Source organism: Lysobacter sp. P5_B12, from assembly GCF_056400425.1.
In genome coordinates, this window is record NZ_JBFULG010000001.1 from 139,582 (window position 1) to 154,708 (window position 15,127).

17 protein-coding genes are annotated in these 15,127 nt (G+C 68.7%); 7 read left to right on the forward strand and 10 right to left on the reverse strand.

Translation table 11 applies throughout. From position 1 onward, the window contains the following. Positions 1–3 precede the first annotated feature (3 nt). From mlaD to AC1DOM_RS00620, 4 genes are read left to right on the forward strand one after another with little or no spacing between them, the layout of a single operon-like run. Positions 4–525, forward strand: coding sequence for an outer membrane lipid asymmetry maintenance protein MlaD (mlaD, locus tag AC1DOM_RS00605; RefSeq protein WP_498959296.1), 522 nt, complete (start codon positions 4–6; stop codon positions 523–525). Continuing rightward, entirely contained in the window at positions 522–1,226 is a 705-nt protein-coding gene (locus AC1DOM_RS00610; protein WP_498959297.1) for an MlaC/ttg2D family ABC transporter substrate-binding protein, read from the forward strand. The genes mlaD and AC1DOM_RS00610 overlap by 4 nt, the downstream gene beginning before the upstream one ends. A 4-nt stretch (positions 1,227–1,230) precedes the next feature. Next, a complete protein-coding gene (locus tag AC1DOM_RS00615; protein ID WP_498959298.1) occupies positions 1,231–1,542 on the forward strand; it encodes an STAS domain-containing protein in 312 nt (103 codons plus the stop codon). A gap of 60 nt (positions 1,543–1,602) precedes the next feature. After that, a complete protein-coding gene (locus AC1DOM_RS00620) occupies positions 1,603–2,670 on the forward strand; it encodes an MlaA family lipoprotein (RefSeq protein ID WP_498959299.1) in 1,068 nt (355 codons plus the stop codon). Here the strand turns inward: AC1DOM_RS00620 and AC1DOM_RS00625 are convergent. Together AC1DOM_RS00625 and AC1DOM_RS00630 are read right to left on the reverse strand one after the other, a co-directional pair. Beyond that, positions 2,648–3,913, reverse strand: coding sequence for a DNA recombination protein RmuC (locus AC1DOM_RS00625; protein ID WP_498959300.1), 1,266 nt, complete (start codon positions 3,911–3,913; stop codon positions 2,648–2,650). The genes AC1DOM_RS00620 and AC1DOM_RS00625 overlap by 23 nt on opposite strands. A 63-nt stretch (positions 3,914–3,976) precedes the next feature. Next, complete coding sequence (locus AC1DOM_RS00630; RefSeq protein WP_498959301.1) at positions 3,977–5,149, reverse strand: class I SAM-dependent rRNA methyltransferase; 1,173 nt, start codon at positions 5,147–5,149, stop codon at positions 3,977–3,979. A gap of 60 nt (positions 5,150–5,209) precedes the next feature. Between AC1DOM_RS00630 and AC1DOM_RS00635 the strand changes: the two genes are divergently transcribed. Continuing rightward, positions 5,210–5,878 (forward strand): rhomboid family intramembrane serine protease, encoded by a 669-nt coding sequence (locus tag AC1DOM_RS00635; RefSeq protein WP_498959302.1) that lies wholly within the window; start codon positions 5,210–5,212, stop codon positions 5,876–5,878. Here AC1DOM_RS00635 and AC1DOM_RS00640 read toward each other — a convergent pair. Continuing rightward, the gene (locus AC1DOM_RS00640) at positions 5,827–7,041 is read right to left on the reverse strand and encodes a hypothetical protein (RefSeq protein WP_498959303.1); all 1,215 of its coding nucleotides are present in this window, start codon (positions 7,039–7,041) and stop codon (positions 5,827–5,829) included. The two genes, AC1DOM_RS00635 and AC1DOM_RS00640, sit on opposite strands and share 52 nt — an antisense overlap. A gap of 124 nt (positions 7,042–7,165) precedes the next feature. Here AC1DOM_RS00640 and AC1DOM_RS00645 point away from each other — a divergent pair, with 124 nt between their 5' ends. After that, on the forward strand, positions 7,166–7,756 hold the full coding sequence (locus AC1DOM_RS00645) for a hypothetical protein (RefSeq protein ID WP_498959304.1): 591 nt from the start codon (positions 7,166–7,168) through the stop codon (positions 7,754–7,756). 114 nt (positions 7,757–7,870) lie between these two features. Next, positions 7,871–8,782: a phenylalanine 4-monooxygenase gene (phhA, locus tag AC1DOM_RS00650; protein ID WP_498959305.1), complete on the forward strand. Its 912-nt coding sequence runs from the start codon at positions 7,871–7,873 to the stop codon at positions 8,780–8,782. Here the strand turns inward: phhA and AC1DOM_RS00655 are convergent. The 7 genes from AC1DOM_RS00655 to bioF all read right to left on the reverse strand — a co-directional run bounded on the left by AC1DOM_RS00655 (position 8,779) and on the right by bioF (position 15,124). Beyond that, a complete protein-coding gene (locus AC1DOM_RS00655; protein ID WP_498959306.1) occupies positions 8,779–9,459 on the reverse strand; it encodes a helix-turn-helix transcriptional regulator in 681 nt (226 codons plus the stop codon). The two genes, phhA and AC1DOM_RS00655, sit on opposite strands and share 4 nt — an antisense overlap. Before the next feature lie 15 nt (positions 9,460–9,474). Continuing rightward, positions 9,475–10,260 carry an NIPSNAP family protein gene (locus AC1DOM_RS00660; protein WP_498959307.1) on the reverse strand — a complete coding sequence of 262 codons (786 nt, stop codon included), beginning with the start codon at positions 10,258–10,260 and terminating at the stop codon, positions 9,475–9,477. Between the two features lie 69 nt (positions 10,261–10,329). Next, positions 10,330–11,193, reverse strand: coding sequence for a hypothetical protein (locus AC1DOM_RS00665; RefSeq protein WP_498959308.1), 864 nt, complete (start codon positions 11,191–11,193; stop codon positions 10,330–10,332). Between the two features lie 64 nt (positions 11,194–11,257). Next, the gene (gene bioC / locus AC1DOM_RS00670) at positions 11,258–12,157 is read right to left on the reverse strand and encodes a malonyl-ACP O-methyltransferase BioC (RefSeq protein WP_498959309.1); all 900 of its coding nucleotides are present in this window, start codon (positions 12,155–12,157) and stop codon (positions 11,258–11,260) included. Further along, positions 12,154–12,915, reverse strand: a complete 762-nt coding sequence (bioH, locus tag AC1DOM_RS00675; protein WP_498960181.1) for a pimeloyl-ACP methyl ester esterase BioH — start codon at positions 12,913–12,915, stop codon at positions 12,154–12,156. The genes bioC and bioH overlap by 4 nt, the downstream gene beginning before the upstream one ends. A gap of 2 nt (positions 12,916–12,917) precedes the next feature. After that, positions 12,918–13,910 carry a multidrug resistance efflux transporter family protein gene (locus AC1DOM_RS00680; protein ID WP_498959310.1) on the reverse strand — a complete coding sequence of 331 codons (993 nt, stop codon included), beginning with the start codon at positions 13,908–13,910 and terminating at the stop codon, positions 12,918–12,920. Next, the gene (gene bioF, locus AC1DOM_RS00685) at positions 13,907–15,124 is read right to left on the reverse strand and encodes an 8-amino-7-oxononanoate synthase (RefSeq protein ID WP_498959311.1); all 1,218 of its coding nucleotides are present in this window, start codon (positions 15,122–15,124) and stop codon (positions 13,907–13,909) included. Before bioF ends, AC1DOM_RS00680 begins: the two co-directional genes overlap by 4 nt. Positions 15,125–15,127 lie beyond the last annotated feature (3 nt).

Consider the following 15,127-nt stretch of genomic DNA (forward strand, 5'->3'; position numbering starts at 1 on the left):
ACCATGCGTGGTCCCCGTCTCGAATTCGCGGTCGGCGCGTTCCTGCTGCTTGCCCTCGCGAGCCTGCTGGTCCTCGCGATCGCCTCCACCAACAACAAGTGGGGCTTCGGCGGGGATTCGTATCCGCTGAAGGCGCGTTTCGCCACGATCGGCCAGCTGCGCGTCGCAGCGCCCGTGAAGATCGGCGGCGTGGTCGTCGGTTCGGTGTCGGACATCGGGCTGGACCCGCAGCGCTTCGATTCGGTCGTGACGCTGTCAATCGACGGCCGCTACAAGGATCTGCCGGCCGATACGTCCGCGGGCATCTTCACCAGCGGCCTTCTGGGCGAGGCCTACGTGGGCCTGTCGCCCGGCGGCGATGTCGAAACCCTGAAGCCCGGCGACGAGATCGCCTTGACGCAGTCGGCCGTCGACCTCATGCAGTTGGTCGGCAAATACATGTTCTCCGGCGGCGACAAGCCCGCCGGTGGTGCGGCACCCGCCGCGGCCTCCACTTCCGCAACCCCCACGGAAACCACCCCATGAAGCGAACCCAGACTGCCGTCCGCGTGTCCCAGCGCGGCCTGCTCCGCCAGGCGCTCGCCGCCTCCGCTCTCGCCATCGCGCTCGCCGCGGCGGGGCCGTCGATCGTGCACGCGCAGGCCGCCGCAAAGCCGGCCGCCGCGCCCGCCACGCAGGGCCAGCCGAGCCAGCTGGTGCTCACCAACGCCACGCGCATCGTGGCCACGCTCGAGAAGCGCCGCGACGAGTTCACGAAGGATCGCGCCGCGCTCGACAAGTTCGTCAGCACCGAATTCACCCAGATGTTCGACCGCGATTACGCCGGTCGCCTGGTGCTGGGCCGCCACGGCCGCGGTGCGTCGGATGCCGACGTCAAGCTGTTCTCCGACGCGCTGTCCGACAGCCTGATGGCGCGCTACGGCTCGGCGCTGCTGGCCTTCGACAAGGGCCTGAAGATCCGCGTGAAGAGCGAAACGCCGCTGCGCGGCGGTGCGATGGTGCGCGTGTCCAGCGAGTTCGTCCGTGCCAACGGCCAGGCCACGCCGGTCGATTACCTGATGCACAAGAACGGCGCGAACTGGCAGGTCTTCGACGTGATGGTCGAAGGCGTGTCGTTCGTGCAGACCTTCCGCACGCAGTTCGACGGTCCGCTGCAGGCCAAGGGCATCAAGCAGGTCGCCGCCGACCTGCGCGCCGGCAAGATGCAGGCGCAGGCCTCGCAGTAAGCCGATGAACGACGCCCGCCGCGATCCTTCGTCCCCGCTCGCCGTCGCCCGCGACGGCGATGCGCTCGTCTTCACCGGCGCGCTGGTCCGCGCATCGGTGGCGGCGGCGTGGTCGCAGGTGCACAAGGCGATCGCGGGCGTGCGCCGCATCGACCTGCGTGGCGTGACCCTCGTCGACAGCGCCGGCGTGGCGCTGCTCGCCGAACTCGCCGCGCGTGCGGGGAATGGCGTGTCCATCGAAGGCAGCCCGCCGGGCCTGGGCGAGCTCCGCGCCGCCTACCGGCTGGACGAATCGCTGGGCTTCACCAGCGCCTGATCCGCATTCAGGACGCATCGTCCCGAACGCCGCGCGCTTTCCCCATTTACACTTTCCGGCATGGATCGCCCCCTCGTTTCGATTTCCGCGCTGCTCGCCGGCGCCCTGCTCGCGCTCGGCGCGCCGCTGGCGTTCGCCCAGGACGCCGTTCTGCCGGCGCCAGCCGAGACGCGCTCCGCGCCGGTCGACGTCCCCATGCCGGCAACGACGGCAGCGCCCGTCGACGTGGCCGTGCCGACGACGACTGCAGCGCCGGTCGCCGTCGAAGTCCCTGCCGCATCGACGTCCGCCGAACCCGTCGCCGTCGATTTGCCCGCCGCATCGACGGGCGCCGATCCCCAAAGCACCGAAGCCCCCACTGCCGCCGAAGAAGACTTCGTGTCGATCTACGGCGACGGCGCGCTGCCCACGGCCGCGGACATTCCGAAGGCCTACGACCCGTGGGAGCCCTTCAACCGCAAGATGCACACCTTCAACAACGCGATCGACCGCGTCATCGCGAAGCCGTTGGCGAAGGCGTACGTCAAAGTGGTGCCGCGCCCCGTGCGCCTGGGCGTCAGCAATTTCTTCTCCAATCTCTACCAGCCCCTCAGCGCGCTCAACAGCCTGTTGCAGGGCAAGCCCAAGCAGGCGGGCCAGGCGATGGGCCGCTTCGCGCTGAACGTCACGCTGGGCCTGGGCGGCATCTTCGACCCGGCCTCGGACGCGAAGCTCCCGCGCATCAGCGAGGACTTCGGCCAGACGCTCGGCGTGTGGGGATGGAAGCAATCGCGTTACGTCGAGCTGCCCTTGTTCGGGCCGCGTACGGTGCGCGACATCTTCGGCATGGCGGGCGATGCGCCGTTCGGCCTGCTGCACGGCGTGGAAGACGACAAGCTCCGCATCTTCGTGCAGGGGTTGCAGCTGGTGGACGTGCGCACGCAGTTGCTCGCGGTGGATGCGATGCGCGAAGGCGCCGCCGACGACTACGCGCTCGTGCGCGATGCGTGGCTGCAGCGCCGCGATTACCAGATCTTCGGCGACCGCAACATCGACGACGACGACTCGCTGCCCGATTACCTGCGCGAGGACAACAACCCGACCGTGCCGATGGACGCCATCCCGGTCACGCCGATGGGTGGCGGCTGAGGGCCTCGTCTTCGAGGTCCTCCGGCTCCAGGTCGGCCGGTAGTTTCTTCTTTCCCTTGACACCCATTTCCGCGAGCCGGCGCGCGCGCGGAATCACGGCCTGCGGCGATTCCTCGAGGCGGTTGCGCGCGGCGCGGTAAGCCTTCTGCGCGTTCTCCAGTTCCGCGCCCACCGAGGTGAAGTCGGCCAGGAAGGCGATCACCGAATCCAGCAGGTGCCCGCCGGTCTCGCTGATCTTCATCGCCTGCTTCTGCAACTTGTCGCGCGTCCACAACCGGTCGGCGACGCGGAGCATCGCCATCAGCGTGTTGGGCGAAGCGAACACGACGCCCTTTTCGAAGGCATCGGTCTGCAGGCGGTCGTCGAAGCCCAGCGCGGCGGAGAGCGCGCCTTCGATCGGCACGAACGCGATGGTGACGGCCAGCGCCGTGTCGCCCACGGCCGCCGGATAGTTGCGCTCGGCCAGGTCGCGCACGTGCTGGCGCAGCGCGGTGGCGTGGCGACGCATCGCCTCCTGCTGCACTTCCGGCACGTCGGCGTTGACCGCTTCCTGCCACGCGACCAGGTTGACCTTGCTGTCGACGACGATGCGGCGATCGTCGGGCAGGCGCACGATCACATCGGGGCGCAGGCGGCGGCCCTCGGCGTCGGTGCTCGATTGCTGGCGATCGAAGTGCACGCCTTCTTCCAGGCCGGAAGAACGCAGCACGTTTTCGAGCATGAGCTCGCCCCAGTCGCCGCGGATCTTCGAATTGCCCTTCAGCGCGCGGGTCAGCGAATCGGCCTTCGCGGCCATGTCCTGGTTGAGCGTCTTGAGTTCCTGCACGGCGCCGAGCAGCGAGGCGCGTTCCTTCGCTTCGTCGCCGTAGACGGTGTCCACGCGCTTGCGGAATTCGCCCAGCTGGTCGGCGAAGGGCTTGAGCAGCAACTCGATGTCCGACTTCGACTGGCCCGTGGCCTGGCGCACGTTGTGTTCGAACTGCTGGCCGCGTTCCTGGAAGGCCTTGCCGGCCAGTTCGGTGAAGCGCGCGGAGAGTTGTTCCTGCGCGGCGCGGACGAAGCCTTCGGTTTCCGCGCGTGCGCGGCGGGCTTCGTCGGCTTCGGCGCGGGCGCGCTCGACGGCGATCGCGTCCTCGCGGCTGCGTTCGCGAAAGGCTTCGATTTCCTTCCGGCGCAGCGCGAATCCGATCGCGAGCCCCGCCGCCAGCGCCAGGACGCAGCTCAGGATCAGGGTGGCGGTCATGGGCGTTCTCCGGTCGGGCGTGTGCAGTGTATGCGCTGCTTGGTTCTCAGCGCCTGCGACGACTCAATCCAGCACGCGGCAAAAGACGGCCTTCAAATAGCGCGATTCCTGCGCCTGCGCAAGGAACGGATGATCGGGACCCGCGCCGGAGATCTTCAACACCTGCACGGTGCGCCCCGCGTAGAACGCCGCGCGGCGCAGCATGTCGAGGAACTGTTCTTCGCTCACCAGGCCGGTGCACGAGAAGGTGGCGAACAACCCACCCGGCTTCACCACGCCCAGCGCGAGCTTGTTCATGTCGAGGTATTTCTTGAGCGCGGGGATCACCTGCTCCCGGTCGCGCGTCATCTTGGCCGGGTCGAGGATCACCACGTCGTAGCGCTCGCCGTTGTTCGACGCATCGCGCAGCCACGGGAAGATGTCGGCCTGCACGAAGCGCGGGCGCACATTGTTCAGTTTCGCGTTGCCCTTGGCGATTTCGATGACGTCGTTGTCGATGTCGATGCCGACCACTTCCGCCGCGCCGCGCGCCGCCGCGTACACCGCGAAGCCGCCGGTGTTGCAGCACAAATCGAGCACGCGCTGGCCTTCGCACAGGTGCGAGAGCCACTCGCGGTTGTCGCGCTGGTCGGCGAAGAAGCCGGTCTTGTGCGCGCCCGCGGGATCGGCGCGGAACTTGATGCCATGTTCGGTGATGATCGCGGGCTTCGCCGGTTCCGAGCCGCGGAAGTCGAAGGACTCCTGCTTCTGCACGTGCTCGTCGGCGGACGCGTGGAAACGACAGCCGGGGAAATGCTCCCGCAACGCGTCGTAGATCCACTCGCGATGGCGAAACATGCCGGCGCTGAAGAATTCGACGACGAGCAGGTCGGCGTAACGGTCGACCACCAGCCCGCTGAGGCCGTCGCCTTCCGAATGCACGACGCGCCAGGCGTCGCTCACCTTGTCGAGCTGCAGGACCTCGCGGCGCAGGTGCACCGCTTCGCCGATCTTGCGCGTGAACCAGGCCGCGTCGACCTGGATATCGGGATTCGATTCGAGGATGCGCACGGCGATGCGCGAGTGGCCGTTGTAGAAGCCGCGGCCGATCCAGTCGCCTTCCACGCCGACCACGTCGACGATGCTGCCCGGCTTGGGCCGGACCGCGGGTTTTTCGACGAGTTTCTGGAAAATCCAGGGATGCGAGGACCGCCAGGCGTTGCGCAGGCGGACGGTAGTGGGGGCGAGTGCGTCCATCCGGCGCATTTTACGCGCCGCGCCCTTGTCCCGGCTGGATTCGACGCCATCCCTCGTTCCATGCACCTGCCCACCGACGCGCTGCCCGACGATCTTCACGCCCAACGGCTGCGCGACAAGCGCCGCATCCAGCGCGCGGTGCAGTGGACGCTGGCCGCGGCGCTCACGCTCTGCGTGATCTATGCCTGCCAGGGCGTCCTGCCCGTCGACGCGCTCGCGGTGACGCCGGGCACCGCGGCCGGCTGGCTCGGCGTGATCACCGCGCCCCTGCTGCATGGTTCGCCCGATCACCTGTTGTCGAACGTGGCGGCGCTGCTGCTCCTCGGCGCCCTCGCGGGCAGCGTGTATCCACGCGCGACGGTGCGCGCGGTGCCGCTGGCGTGGATCGGCTCGGGCGTGGCGGCGTGGTGCCTGGGCGAAACCGGTTCGCATCATCTCGGTGCGAGTGGCGTGTTGCAGGGCCTGGCCTACCTGGTCGCGACGCTCGGCCTGTTGCGGCGCGATCGTGCGTCCGTCGCCGCGGCGATGATCGCGTTCGTGTTCTCCGGCGGCATGCTCGTGACCGTGCTCCCGCACGATCCGACGATTTCCTGGCAATCGCACCTGGGCGGCGCGATCGGCGGCATCGCCGCGGCGATCGCGTTCCGCCACGCCGATCCGCCTGCGCCGCGACAGCGTTACAGCTGGGAAGAAGAGCCCGAAGAGGGCGATTCGTCGAGTTCGATGTAACCCGACGGCACCAGCGCGGTGGCGAGCATCACCGCATTGATGTCTTCGTGCGCGCGCCACTGCGGATCGTCGCTGCGTTCGACTTCGCACCAGGTATCGCAGATCGTGCGCGCGAGCGGCACCTGCGCGACGAGCTGATCGAGCGCCTTGCGCAAGGTCGGTTGCGCATCGAGCGATGCCGCATCCCGTTCCAACACGCTCCACAGCCGCGTGACCGCCTGCAGGCCGATCGCCAGCCCAAGCTCGCGAAACGCGAGGCGATGCGCGAGCGGACGCGCGAAGGGTTGCGTCGCCAGATAGCGCGAAAGCCCGTTCGCCGCGGCGCCGGTGACCAGGCCGAGCAAGGGATTGTCGCCGGGCCGCACGCGCAGCAATTGCGCGAGCCGATACGCATCGACGAGCAGGCCACCGATGCCGAGCGGATCATCGCTGAGCAGGTTGGTGCCGGCGACGATCGCGGCCATCTCGCGCAGTTCGACATCCAGGTCGGGCCCGTGGCCCACGCGCGCGGCTGGACGATGCGCGCGCAGTTGCAGGTCCGTGATCAGACCATCGAGTGGATCGTGCTGGCCCATCGCGGTCACCAGCGGCGCCGACAGATCGATGCGCATCTTCCAGTACATGCGCATCGGTGCGCCGGCCGCGGGCGCATAGGTGAAAGCGCGATGCGCAGTCTGCGCGAGTTCGCGCGCCCAGCGGCCCGCGTCGGCGTGGCCGGTGCGTCGCGAGAATTGATCGAGCGCGTGCATCCAGCGCGTCAGGTAGTGGAAGTACTGGCCGTCGCGTTCCCACTCCAGTTCGGCGTCGAGCAACGCGTCCGGCGCGCGTTCGCCCAGCGGTTTGCCGATGCGCAGTCCGCCGCGCGTGGGATGTTCGGTCGCGGTCATCTCGTCCATGCCACCGATCCAGCCGGTGCGCGCATCGTCGGGACGATGGCGGCCGAGGATCGAATGCACTTGTTCGATCAGGCGCTCCGCGCAATCGACCTGATCCAGCGCAAGGAAATTGCAGACGGCGAACGCATCGGTCCACAAGTAGCGCTGCGGCGGCGCGTGGCCGATGACGCCGGTGCGTTCGGCGAACTCGCGCATGAGCGCAGCGGCCGTGCGATGCGCTTGATCGGTGCCGGGGATGACGGGTTTTCGTGCCGATAGCGGGGCCATGCGCCGATGATCGCGTCGCATTCGCTGCCGTTTCGTGAAATGCGTCGTTCAGTTTCCCGAACCGGACAGCGTCGGCTACAGTCGCTTGCCGGCTGGGGAGCCGGTGCAATCGACCAGGGGATCCATGGAAACGAATCTGTACGCGCCGCCCGTCGCCGCGGTCGCCGAGCTGTCCGATGCGGGGGAAACGCCGGCCAAGCCGTTCTACGTCGTCGGCCTGCTCAAGTTCCTGTTGTTGTTCTTCCTGTCCTTCGGGCTGTTCCAGCTGGTGATGTATTACCTGCACTGGTCGCGCTTCAGGCGCGCCACGAAGACACCGATGTGGCCGGTCGCGCGTGCGATCTTCCCGGTGTTCTTCCTCCACTCGCTTGCCGAGGAAATCGACCACCGGCTCCACCGCGCCGGCATCCGCCACGACTGGTCGCCGAAGCTCGCCGCCACGGTCATCGTGGTGCTGCTCATCGCCAATCGCATCGCCGATCGTTTCCTCGACCAGATGACGTCCGATGTCGCGGTGTTGGGTTTCGGCTGGGCCTCGCTGCTCGTGATCGCGTGGTTCCTCTGGCAGATCCAGAGCGCGGCCAACCTGGCCTGCAGCGAACCCGACGGCGACTCCAATCGGCGGCTGACCCTGGTCAATTGGCTGTGGATCGTGCCGCTGGCGATCTTCTGGCTGTTGGTCATCGCCGGCCTGGCCCTTCCGGACAGCGCCTGACGCGGGGTTCGACGGCCCCCTTCACGGGATTTTCGCGCCGGGATCATCCTCCCGGCCCGAGGATCGGCCCAAGATCGCAACCGCCTTGCGTGCTGCAGGGCTAGCATGGGGCCCATGAATACGACCGCTTCGCCGACGACGGCCAGCCCGAACCGCATCGAACACCAGCTCACCGAAAAGGGCTACGTGCCGGTGTACACGACGGCCGTGGTCGAACAACCGTGGTCGAGCTACACCGAGAGCGACCATGCGGTGTGGGCGACATTGTTCGAACGCCAGCAACAAGTGCTGGTCGGCCGCGCGAGCGACGAGTTCCTGCGCAACCAGCGCGCGATGGGCATGACGCCCGACCGCATCCCGAAGTTCGACGACCTCAACGCGGTGCTGCGCAAGACCACCGGTTGGGAACTGATCGGCGTCGAAGGCCTGTTGCCCGAGCTCACCTTCTTCGAGCATCTGGCCAATCGCCGCTTCCCGGTGACCTGGTGGATCCGCAAACCCGAGCAGCTGGATTACCTCAGCGAGCCCGACCTGTTCCATGACCTGTTCGGCCACGTGCCGCTGCTCATGAACCCGGTGTTCGCCGATTACATGGAAGCCTACGGCCGCGGCGGCGTGAAAGCGCACGGCATCGGCCCCGAGGCGCTGGTCAACCTCACGCGCCTGTACTGGTACACGGTGGAGTTCGGGCTGATCAAGCAGGACGATGGGCTGCGGATCTACGGCAGCGGCATCGTCAGTTCCAAGGGCGAGTCGATCCATTGCCTGGAAAGCGCGGCGCCCAACCGCATCGGCTTCGACCTCGAACGCATCATGCGCACGCGCTATCGCATCGACACCTACCAGAAGACCTACTTCGTCATCGACAGTTACGAGCAGTTGATGGAAGCCACGCGACCGGACTTCACGCCGATCTACGCGCGCCTTGCGAAGGAAGACTCCTACCCGGCGGGCGATGTGCAGCAGGGCGACGTCGTGTTCAACAAAGGCACCGGCGAAGGCTGGCTCAACGACGGCGACGTTTAAGCGCCGCCCACGCGGCGCAAATACGCTTCGAGCCCGCGCGCGGCATCGTCCGCGAAGACCTCGCCCGTTTCAACGATCGCGTCGATGCGGTCGGGACGAAAGCTGCGGAAATCCGCGCGCAAGCGGCACCACGCACCGATCGTCCAACTCCCGCCCCAGAAGGCCAGGCACAGCGGTTCGATTTCGCGCGCGCTGGCGTGCCCATCCTGGTCGCGATAGTCCAAACGCAACACGTTGCGCGATTCGATCGCCGCGTGGAGGCGATCGATCAATCCACTCGACTCCATGCGCGCGACTTCCGGCGCGAAGATGCGGCTGCGTTCGCTGCGCGCGTGCAACTCGGGCGGAAGCACCGCTTCGATCTTCAGCAGCGCGGCTTTGGCCGAAGCACCCAGGCGCGTGCCGCCGAATGCGCGCACGAACCGCGTCCCGACCACCAGCGCTTCGAGTTCGTCGGCGTTGAACATCAGCGGCGGGATGTCCGCGCCTTTGCGCAGCACGTAGCCCACGCCCGCTTCGCCTTCGATCGGCACGCCGGAAAGCTGCAGGTCGGCGACGTCGCGATACACGGTGCGTAACGAAACGCCCAGCGATTCGGCGAGCACGTGCGCGGGCACCGCGGCACGTCGGCCGCGGAGCGCATTGACCAGGAGGAAGAGGCGATCGGCGCGACGCATGCGCGCATGATCGCCTCAGCGGAGGCGGGAACGCGAGGTCGGCGCCAGGCGCAGCACCTGCGGCGGGCCCAACAGCCGGCGCGCGAGCGAGACGGCGATGGCGCGCCAGCCCGGCGCGGCGACCAGGGCTTCGCGATAACGCGCGTAGGCCGCGGGGTCCTCGAAGCGCGCGAACCACGCGAACACGTGTTCGCCTTCGCGCACGTGCAACCGCGGCCAGGTGTTGGGCGCCGACTCGGTGGCGAAGCTCGCGATCACGCGCGCGCCCGCGGCGGACACCGCCGGATGCAAGTCGGCGGCGAAGAATTCGAGGAAGTCCATGTCGACCGGCGCATCGAACGCATAGATCGTGGCGACGATCAGGCCGCCGTGGTCGGGCGCGTGCAATACGTGCGGCATCGACACGTCGAGTGCGAAACCGGAGGCGGGCGCGACGGGCTTGAGCAACAGCACGTCGTCCGAATCGATCATCGTCGCGTTCGCCGCTTCGCGATGCGCGTGCCAGGCCGGGCCGTTGTAGAAAGCCTCCAGCGATGCGCGGCGCTGCGCCATGTCCGGAAATCCGCGCAACCAGACGAAACGATCGGGCGCATCGAGATCGCGGAATTGCCCGAGCACGCGCATCCCGGTGGCTTCCTGCGTGTCGAGGAATTCGCGTTCGAACAGGGCGATCAGCACATCGCGCTGGCCGGGGTGGAGCGTGTACTGGCGCAGTTCGACGACGGGCGAGCAGGTGGTTTCGATGCGCGGTGCAGGCAGTGCGACTTCACGTTCTTCGACTTCAGGCAGATCGACGATCACGGCGGCGCTCCATGCGGGGAGGGCCGACAGCGTGCGCGTGGGCTGCTGACACCCTGCTGTCAGCAGGCTTCACTCCGCCGGCGGCGGCTGCGGCCAGTCGCCGGCTTCCCCGAGTTCGCGCAGGTCGGCGGGGTCCACGCCGGTCGTGGTTTCGCCCGCGCGCACGGTGACGACCTTCAATTCGTGCGAGCACGGCGTGTCGTCGACGTGCCGGCTGTCGCGGCTCTCGCCGACGAAGGGCGCATCGCACTCGCTGTAACCCACGCGCGTGTCGTGTTGGTCGACGGGGATGGCGAGGACGAGGTAATCGCCGCGCTGCAGCTCGAGTTTGTAGGCGCGCTGGCCGCGGGCGGTCTGCGTGCAGATGGGCATGCCTTCGGCGAGTTCGAAGGCGCATACGCGCATCGCGCTGTCGTCGTCGCCGCCGCGCAGGACCTTGCCGCTGATCGCGCCCTTGGCGAGCGCGCCGTCGCGCATCGCGCACTCGACCGTCGTGTCGCCAAGGTCGGTCCCCGGCGACAACGCGCCGCTGCCGGCAGGCATCGCGTTGCGCAGGGCTTCGGGCGGTGCAGGCAGGACGATCGGCGTGAGGTCTTCGTTCGGCGTGCCGATGACGAACCAGGCGATGTCGGCGCCGCCGAGCTTCAGCGAGGGCAGGATCGCGCAACGGTTGGGTGCGCCGGGCGAGGCCGCGTCGCATGCGACGCCCTCGATCGACACCAGGGCCGCGCGCTGTTCTTCGGGCGAGCGCGCGAGGAACGCACGGTCGCGACAGGTGAGGATGTTGGCCAGCGCCGCGCGGCGCGGGTCCGCCGCTTCGGCGGGGACGTTGCGCGTTGCCTGTGGCGCGACTGCGACCGGCGCAGAGGGCCCTCGGCCGCCGCACCCGCCCAGCACCAGCGCAAGACCAATGATCGCCAACGTCTTCCGCATGATGGGCCTGCTCCTGAAGCGCGCAACATTAACGGCAGTTGCGTGAACGGCACCACCGCGCAGCTCAGCGGGGGCGGCGCCGCACGGGAATCGAGGAGACCGGGACGGAGGTGACTTCGAAGCCGCCCTCACGGATCGGCGCGCCGGGTGGTGGTGCCCAGGCCATCGCCGTGATGACCTCCCAGGTGGCCGGAAGGGTGCCGTCTTCCCGCCGGAAGGCATCGTAGGCCTGCGCGGCGGCGGCGAAACGCGCGCGCCCCGTCAGGGTGTGGCGGCGGGTCTGCAGCGCGTTGGTGGCGCCGATCGCGCGTTGCTCGCGCATCAGGGAGGCCAGGTCGTCGTAGCGCGTGGTGTAGACATCACGATCGAGCACCGGGTTCTTGAAGCCCGCATGCACGAGGGCATCGCCGAACTGCGCGATGGTGGCGAAGGGCGAGACATGCGGCGTGGCATCGGCGTTCGAGAACGCATCGCGCAATTCCTGCAGCGTCTCCGGACCGAAGGTCGACACCAGGAGCAGGCCGCCGGGTTTCAACACGCGGCGGAAGCCGGCGAACGCGGCAGGCAGGTCCTCGACCCACTGCACGCACAGGTTGGAGAACAGCACATCGACGCTGCCTTCGGCGAAGGGCAGGGCGCGCACGTCCGCGTTCACGCGATCGAACGGGCGCCAGAAACCACTCCGCTTGCCGGCTTCGCGCAACATCGGCAAGGCGAGGTCGACGGCGACGATGCGCGCTTTCGGCCAACGCTTGCGCATCGCGGCGCTCGCGCGGCCCGGGCCGGCACCGAGATCCAGGACGACCTCGGGCTTCGGCAATTCGAGCTTGGGGTCGTCGAGATAATCCAGCGATTCGAGCAGGCGCGATTCCACTTCGTGCTGCAGGCGCGCGGCGGCGTCGTAGCTTGGGGCCGATCGCGAAAACGCGCGGCGGACGTGGCGTTTGTCGAACAGGCTGCTCATGCGCCGAGGAAGTCCGAAAGATGCGCGGCGACGACGTCGGCGTGCGTGAGGAACGGTGCGTGGCCGGCGTGATCGACGACGTGGACGTGCGCGGGCCCCTTCGCGAGCGCGGCGCTGTCGCGCATCGCACGCGCGTCGACCAAGCGATCGCGGCGCCCGGCGAGCCAGAGACTGCGCGATTCCAGACGCGGCATCGCGGCGCGCAGGTCGGCGGTCTTCAGCAGGTCCAGGCCATCGGCGAGCACGTGCGCGGACGGCTCGCCGCGCGCGAACAATTCGTCGCGCAGCGCGCGCACTTCCTCTTTCGCGTGATCCGAACCGAAGGCTTCGAGCGCGACGAAACGATCGAGCGTGGCGCGGTAATCGTTGCGCAGGCCGGTGGCGAAATCGCGGAAGATTTCGGGCGAGACGCCGTAACGCCAGTCGTCGCTGCGCACGAAACGCGCGCTGGCGCAGAGCAGCGCGGCAGCGGTGGCCTGATGCGGGCGCTCGATGGCCGCATGCAGCGCGAACAAGCCGCCGAGCGACCAACCACACCACGGCGCGGCGGGGACGTGCGCGGCGATGGCCTCCACGCAGGCCTCCAGCGCAAGCGGAATGTCGCAATCGCGCGACAGGCCGTGGCCCGGCAGGTCGACGACGTGCAGCGTGTACCGATCACGCAGCCGCGCCACGAGCGGCGCGAACACGCCGCCATGCATCGCCCATCCGTGCAGCAGCACGAGCGGCGGGCCGTTGCCGACGACATCGACATGCAAGCTCATGCGTGCGGCTCCTCCGCCAGCACGATGGGCGTCTTCTTCGGGCGCGAGACGAGCCACGCGAACAAGCCGATGCCCGCGACGACGAGGCACGCACCCCACGACGCGATGCCGCGCGGCCATCGCTCGCCGAGGAACAAGGTGCCGAGCACCATCGCGAACAACAGTTCCGCCGCCTGCATCGCTTCGGCCGCGCCCAGGGCCGCGGGCTGGTCGCGCACCATGCCGGTGGCCTGGAAGAACAGGATCGTCGCGATGATGCCCGCGCCGAGCGCGACGCCGGCGGCGAGCCACACTTGCGTAATCGTCGGCGCGCCCACGTGCTGGAACGCGAACGCGGCGACGAGCAGCCATGCCGGTTGGCTCGCGAGCGTCATGCCGAACACGCGTTGCGTCGCGTTGAGGTGTTCGCCCGTGCGCTCCAAGTGCAGCAGTAACAGGCGGTTGCCGATCGGGTACAGCGTCGCCGCGACCAGCACGCAAGCGAGTGCGATCCACGCCGCGCGATCGAGCCGGCCTTCCGCATAGCCCAGTTGCAGCAACACGACGCCGGCGACGATCACGCCGCCGACGCCGAGCGCCGCCATCGGCACCTTGCGCCGCGCATCGCGATACAACAGCGGCGCGCACAACATCCCCGCGACCACGGTGAACTGGAAGCTGCCCGCGATCAGCCACGAGGGCCCACTCGCCGCCGCGTAAGACAGGAACAGATAGAACGCGACGAAGCCGGTCATGCTGCACGTCAGCCACGCCACCGGATGCGCGCGCATCGCGCGCCACACGGGCGCGATGCCGCCCTGCGACGGCATCAGCGGCAGCATCAGCGGCAGGGTGATCAAGTACCGCAGGCACGCGATCCACAGCCAATGCCCGCCACCGCTCGCCGACGCGCGATTGAGCACGTAGGTCAGGGTGAAGAACAGCGCCGAGAGCAACGCGACGCCGATGGCCGCGAATGCGCGGCGCCCGTCGTGCGCGCCGTGCGTCATGCGTTGGCGGCGAGAGGTTGCGCGTCGCTTCCGAAGCCATGGCCGACGGCATCGCGCGACCATGCGAGCGCATCGAGCAACGCATCGATTTCCTGCGGCGAATGCAGCGCCGAGAGCGTGACGCGCAGGCGCGACTTGCCATCCGGCACGGTCGGCGGTCGGATCGCGGAGACCCAGAAACCCTGCGCTTCCAGCGCCTGCGCGAACGCCAGCGCATGCGCTTCGTCGCCGCACAGCAAAGGCTGGATCGGCGAATGCGAGGGCAACAGTTCGAAGCCGTGCTTCGCCGCGCCCGCGCGGAAGCGCGCGATCGAGGTGACCAGTTTTTCGCGGCGCCATTGATCGCGGCGCGCGAGCTTCACCGCGGCGAGCGATGCCGCGGCCTGCGCCGGCGGCAACGCGGTGGTGTAGATGTAGGGCCGCGCGGTTTCTTCCAGGTGGGCGATCAGGTCGGCGTCGCCGACCACCGCCGCGCCGTAACTGCCGAGCGCCTTGCCGAGCGTGACCAGTTGCAGGGGCACTGCGTCGACACCCAGGCGCGCTGCCGCCACCGCGCCGCGGCCTTCGGGGCCGAGCACGCCGACGCCGTGCGCATCGTCGACATAGAAGAGGGCGTGCTGCACGCGTGCGATGACCGCGAGCTCGCGCATCGGCGCGACATCGCCGTCCATGCTGAAGACGCCGTCGGTGGCGAGCATCGCCGCGCCGTCGGGCATGCTGCGCAGCTGGCGCAGCGCGCCCTCGGCATCCAGGTGCGGATAGCGGCGGAGCTTGCAGCCCGAGACGCGCGCGGCGTCGATCAGGCTCGCGTGGTTGAGGCGGTCTTGCACGCAGACGTCGTCGTCGCCCAGGAAGGCCTGCACGACGGCGAGGTTCGCAAGGTAACCACTGCCGAACAGCAACGCGCGCGGCATGCCCAGCCATTGCGCGAGTTCGCGTTCGAGTGCGTCGTGCGTGGCGTGGTGGCCGCAGACCAGATGCGAGGCGACGCCACCTGCGCCGTCGCGCCCGGCCGCGTCCTGCATCGCATTGACCACCGCGAACTGCTGCGCGAGGCCGAGGTAATCATTGCTGCAGAAACCGGTGAGCCAGTGGCCGTCGACTTCGAAGCGCACCCCGTCGCGCCGGGTGACGCTGCGACGCACGCGCGTGCGCGCCTGCGCCTCGCGCTGGGCGCGAGCGGCGGCGACGCGTTCGTGCAAGCGCGGGCGCATGGG

Bases quoted from the DNA above. Each gene is read 5' to 3' on its own strand.
- mlaD (WP_498959296.1), top strand. From the start codon at position 4: ATGCGTGGTCCCCGTCTCGAATTCGCGGTCGGCGCGTTCCTGCTGCTT.
- AC1DOM_RS00610 (WP_498959297.1), top strand. From the start codon at position 522: ATGAAGCGAACCCAGACTGCCGTCCGCGTGTCCCAGCGCGGCCTGCTC.
- AC1DOM_RS00615 (WP_498959298.1), top strand. From the start codon at position 1,231: ATGAACGACGCCCGCCGCGATCCTTCGTCCCCGCTCGCCGTCGCCCGC.
- AC1DOM_RS00620 (WP_498959299.1), top strand. From the start codon at position 1,603: ATGGATCGCCCCCTCGTTTCGATTTCCGCGCTGCTCGCCGGCGCCCTG.
- AC1DOM_RS00625 (WP_498959300.1), bottom strand. From the start codon at position 3,913: ATGACCGCCACCCTGATCCTGAGCTGCGTCCTGGCGCTGGCGGCGGGG.
- AC1DOM_RS00630 (WP_498959301.1), bottom strand. From the start codon at position 5,149: ATGGACGCACTCGCCCCCACTACCGTCCGCCTGCGCAACGCCTGGCGG.
- AC1DOM_RS00635 (WP_498959302.1), top strand. From the start codon at position 5,210: ATGCACCTGCCCACCGACGCGCTGCCCGACGATCTTCACGCCCAACGG.
- AC1DOM_RS00640 (WP_498959303.1), bottom strand. From the start codon at position 7,041: ATGGCCCCGCTATCGGCACGAAAACCCGTCATCCCCGGCACCGATCAA.
- AC1DOM_RS00645 (WP_498959304.1), top strand. From the start codon at position 7,166: ATGGAAACGAATCTGTACGCGCCGCCCGTCGCCGCGGTCGCCGAGCTG.
- phhA (WP_498959305.1), top strand. From the start codon at position 7,871: ATGAATACGACCGCTTCGCCGACGACGGCCAGCCCGAACCGCATCGAA.
- AC1DOM_RS00655 (WP_498959306.1), bottom strand. From the start codon at position 9,459: ATGCGTCGCGCCGATCGCCTCTTCCTCCTGGTCAATGCGCTCCGCGGC.
- AC1DOM_RS00665 (WP_498959308.1), bottom strand. From the start codon at position 11,193: ATGCGGAAGACGTTGGCGATCATTGGTCTTGCGCTGGTGCTGGGCGGG.
- bioC (WP_498959309.1), bottom strand. From the start codon at position 12,157: ATGAGCAGCCTGTTCGACAAACGCCACGTCCGCCGCGCGTTTTCGCGA.
- AC1DOM_RS00680 (WP_498959310.1), bottom strand. From the start codon at position 13,910: ATGACGCACGGCGCGCACGACGGGCGCCGCGCATTCGCGGCCATCGGC.
- bioF (WP_498959311.1), bottom strand. From the start codon at position 15,124: ATGCGCCCGCGCTTGCACGAACGCGTCGCCGCCGCTCGCGCCCAGCGC.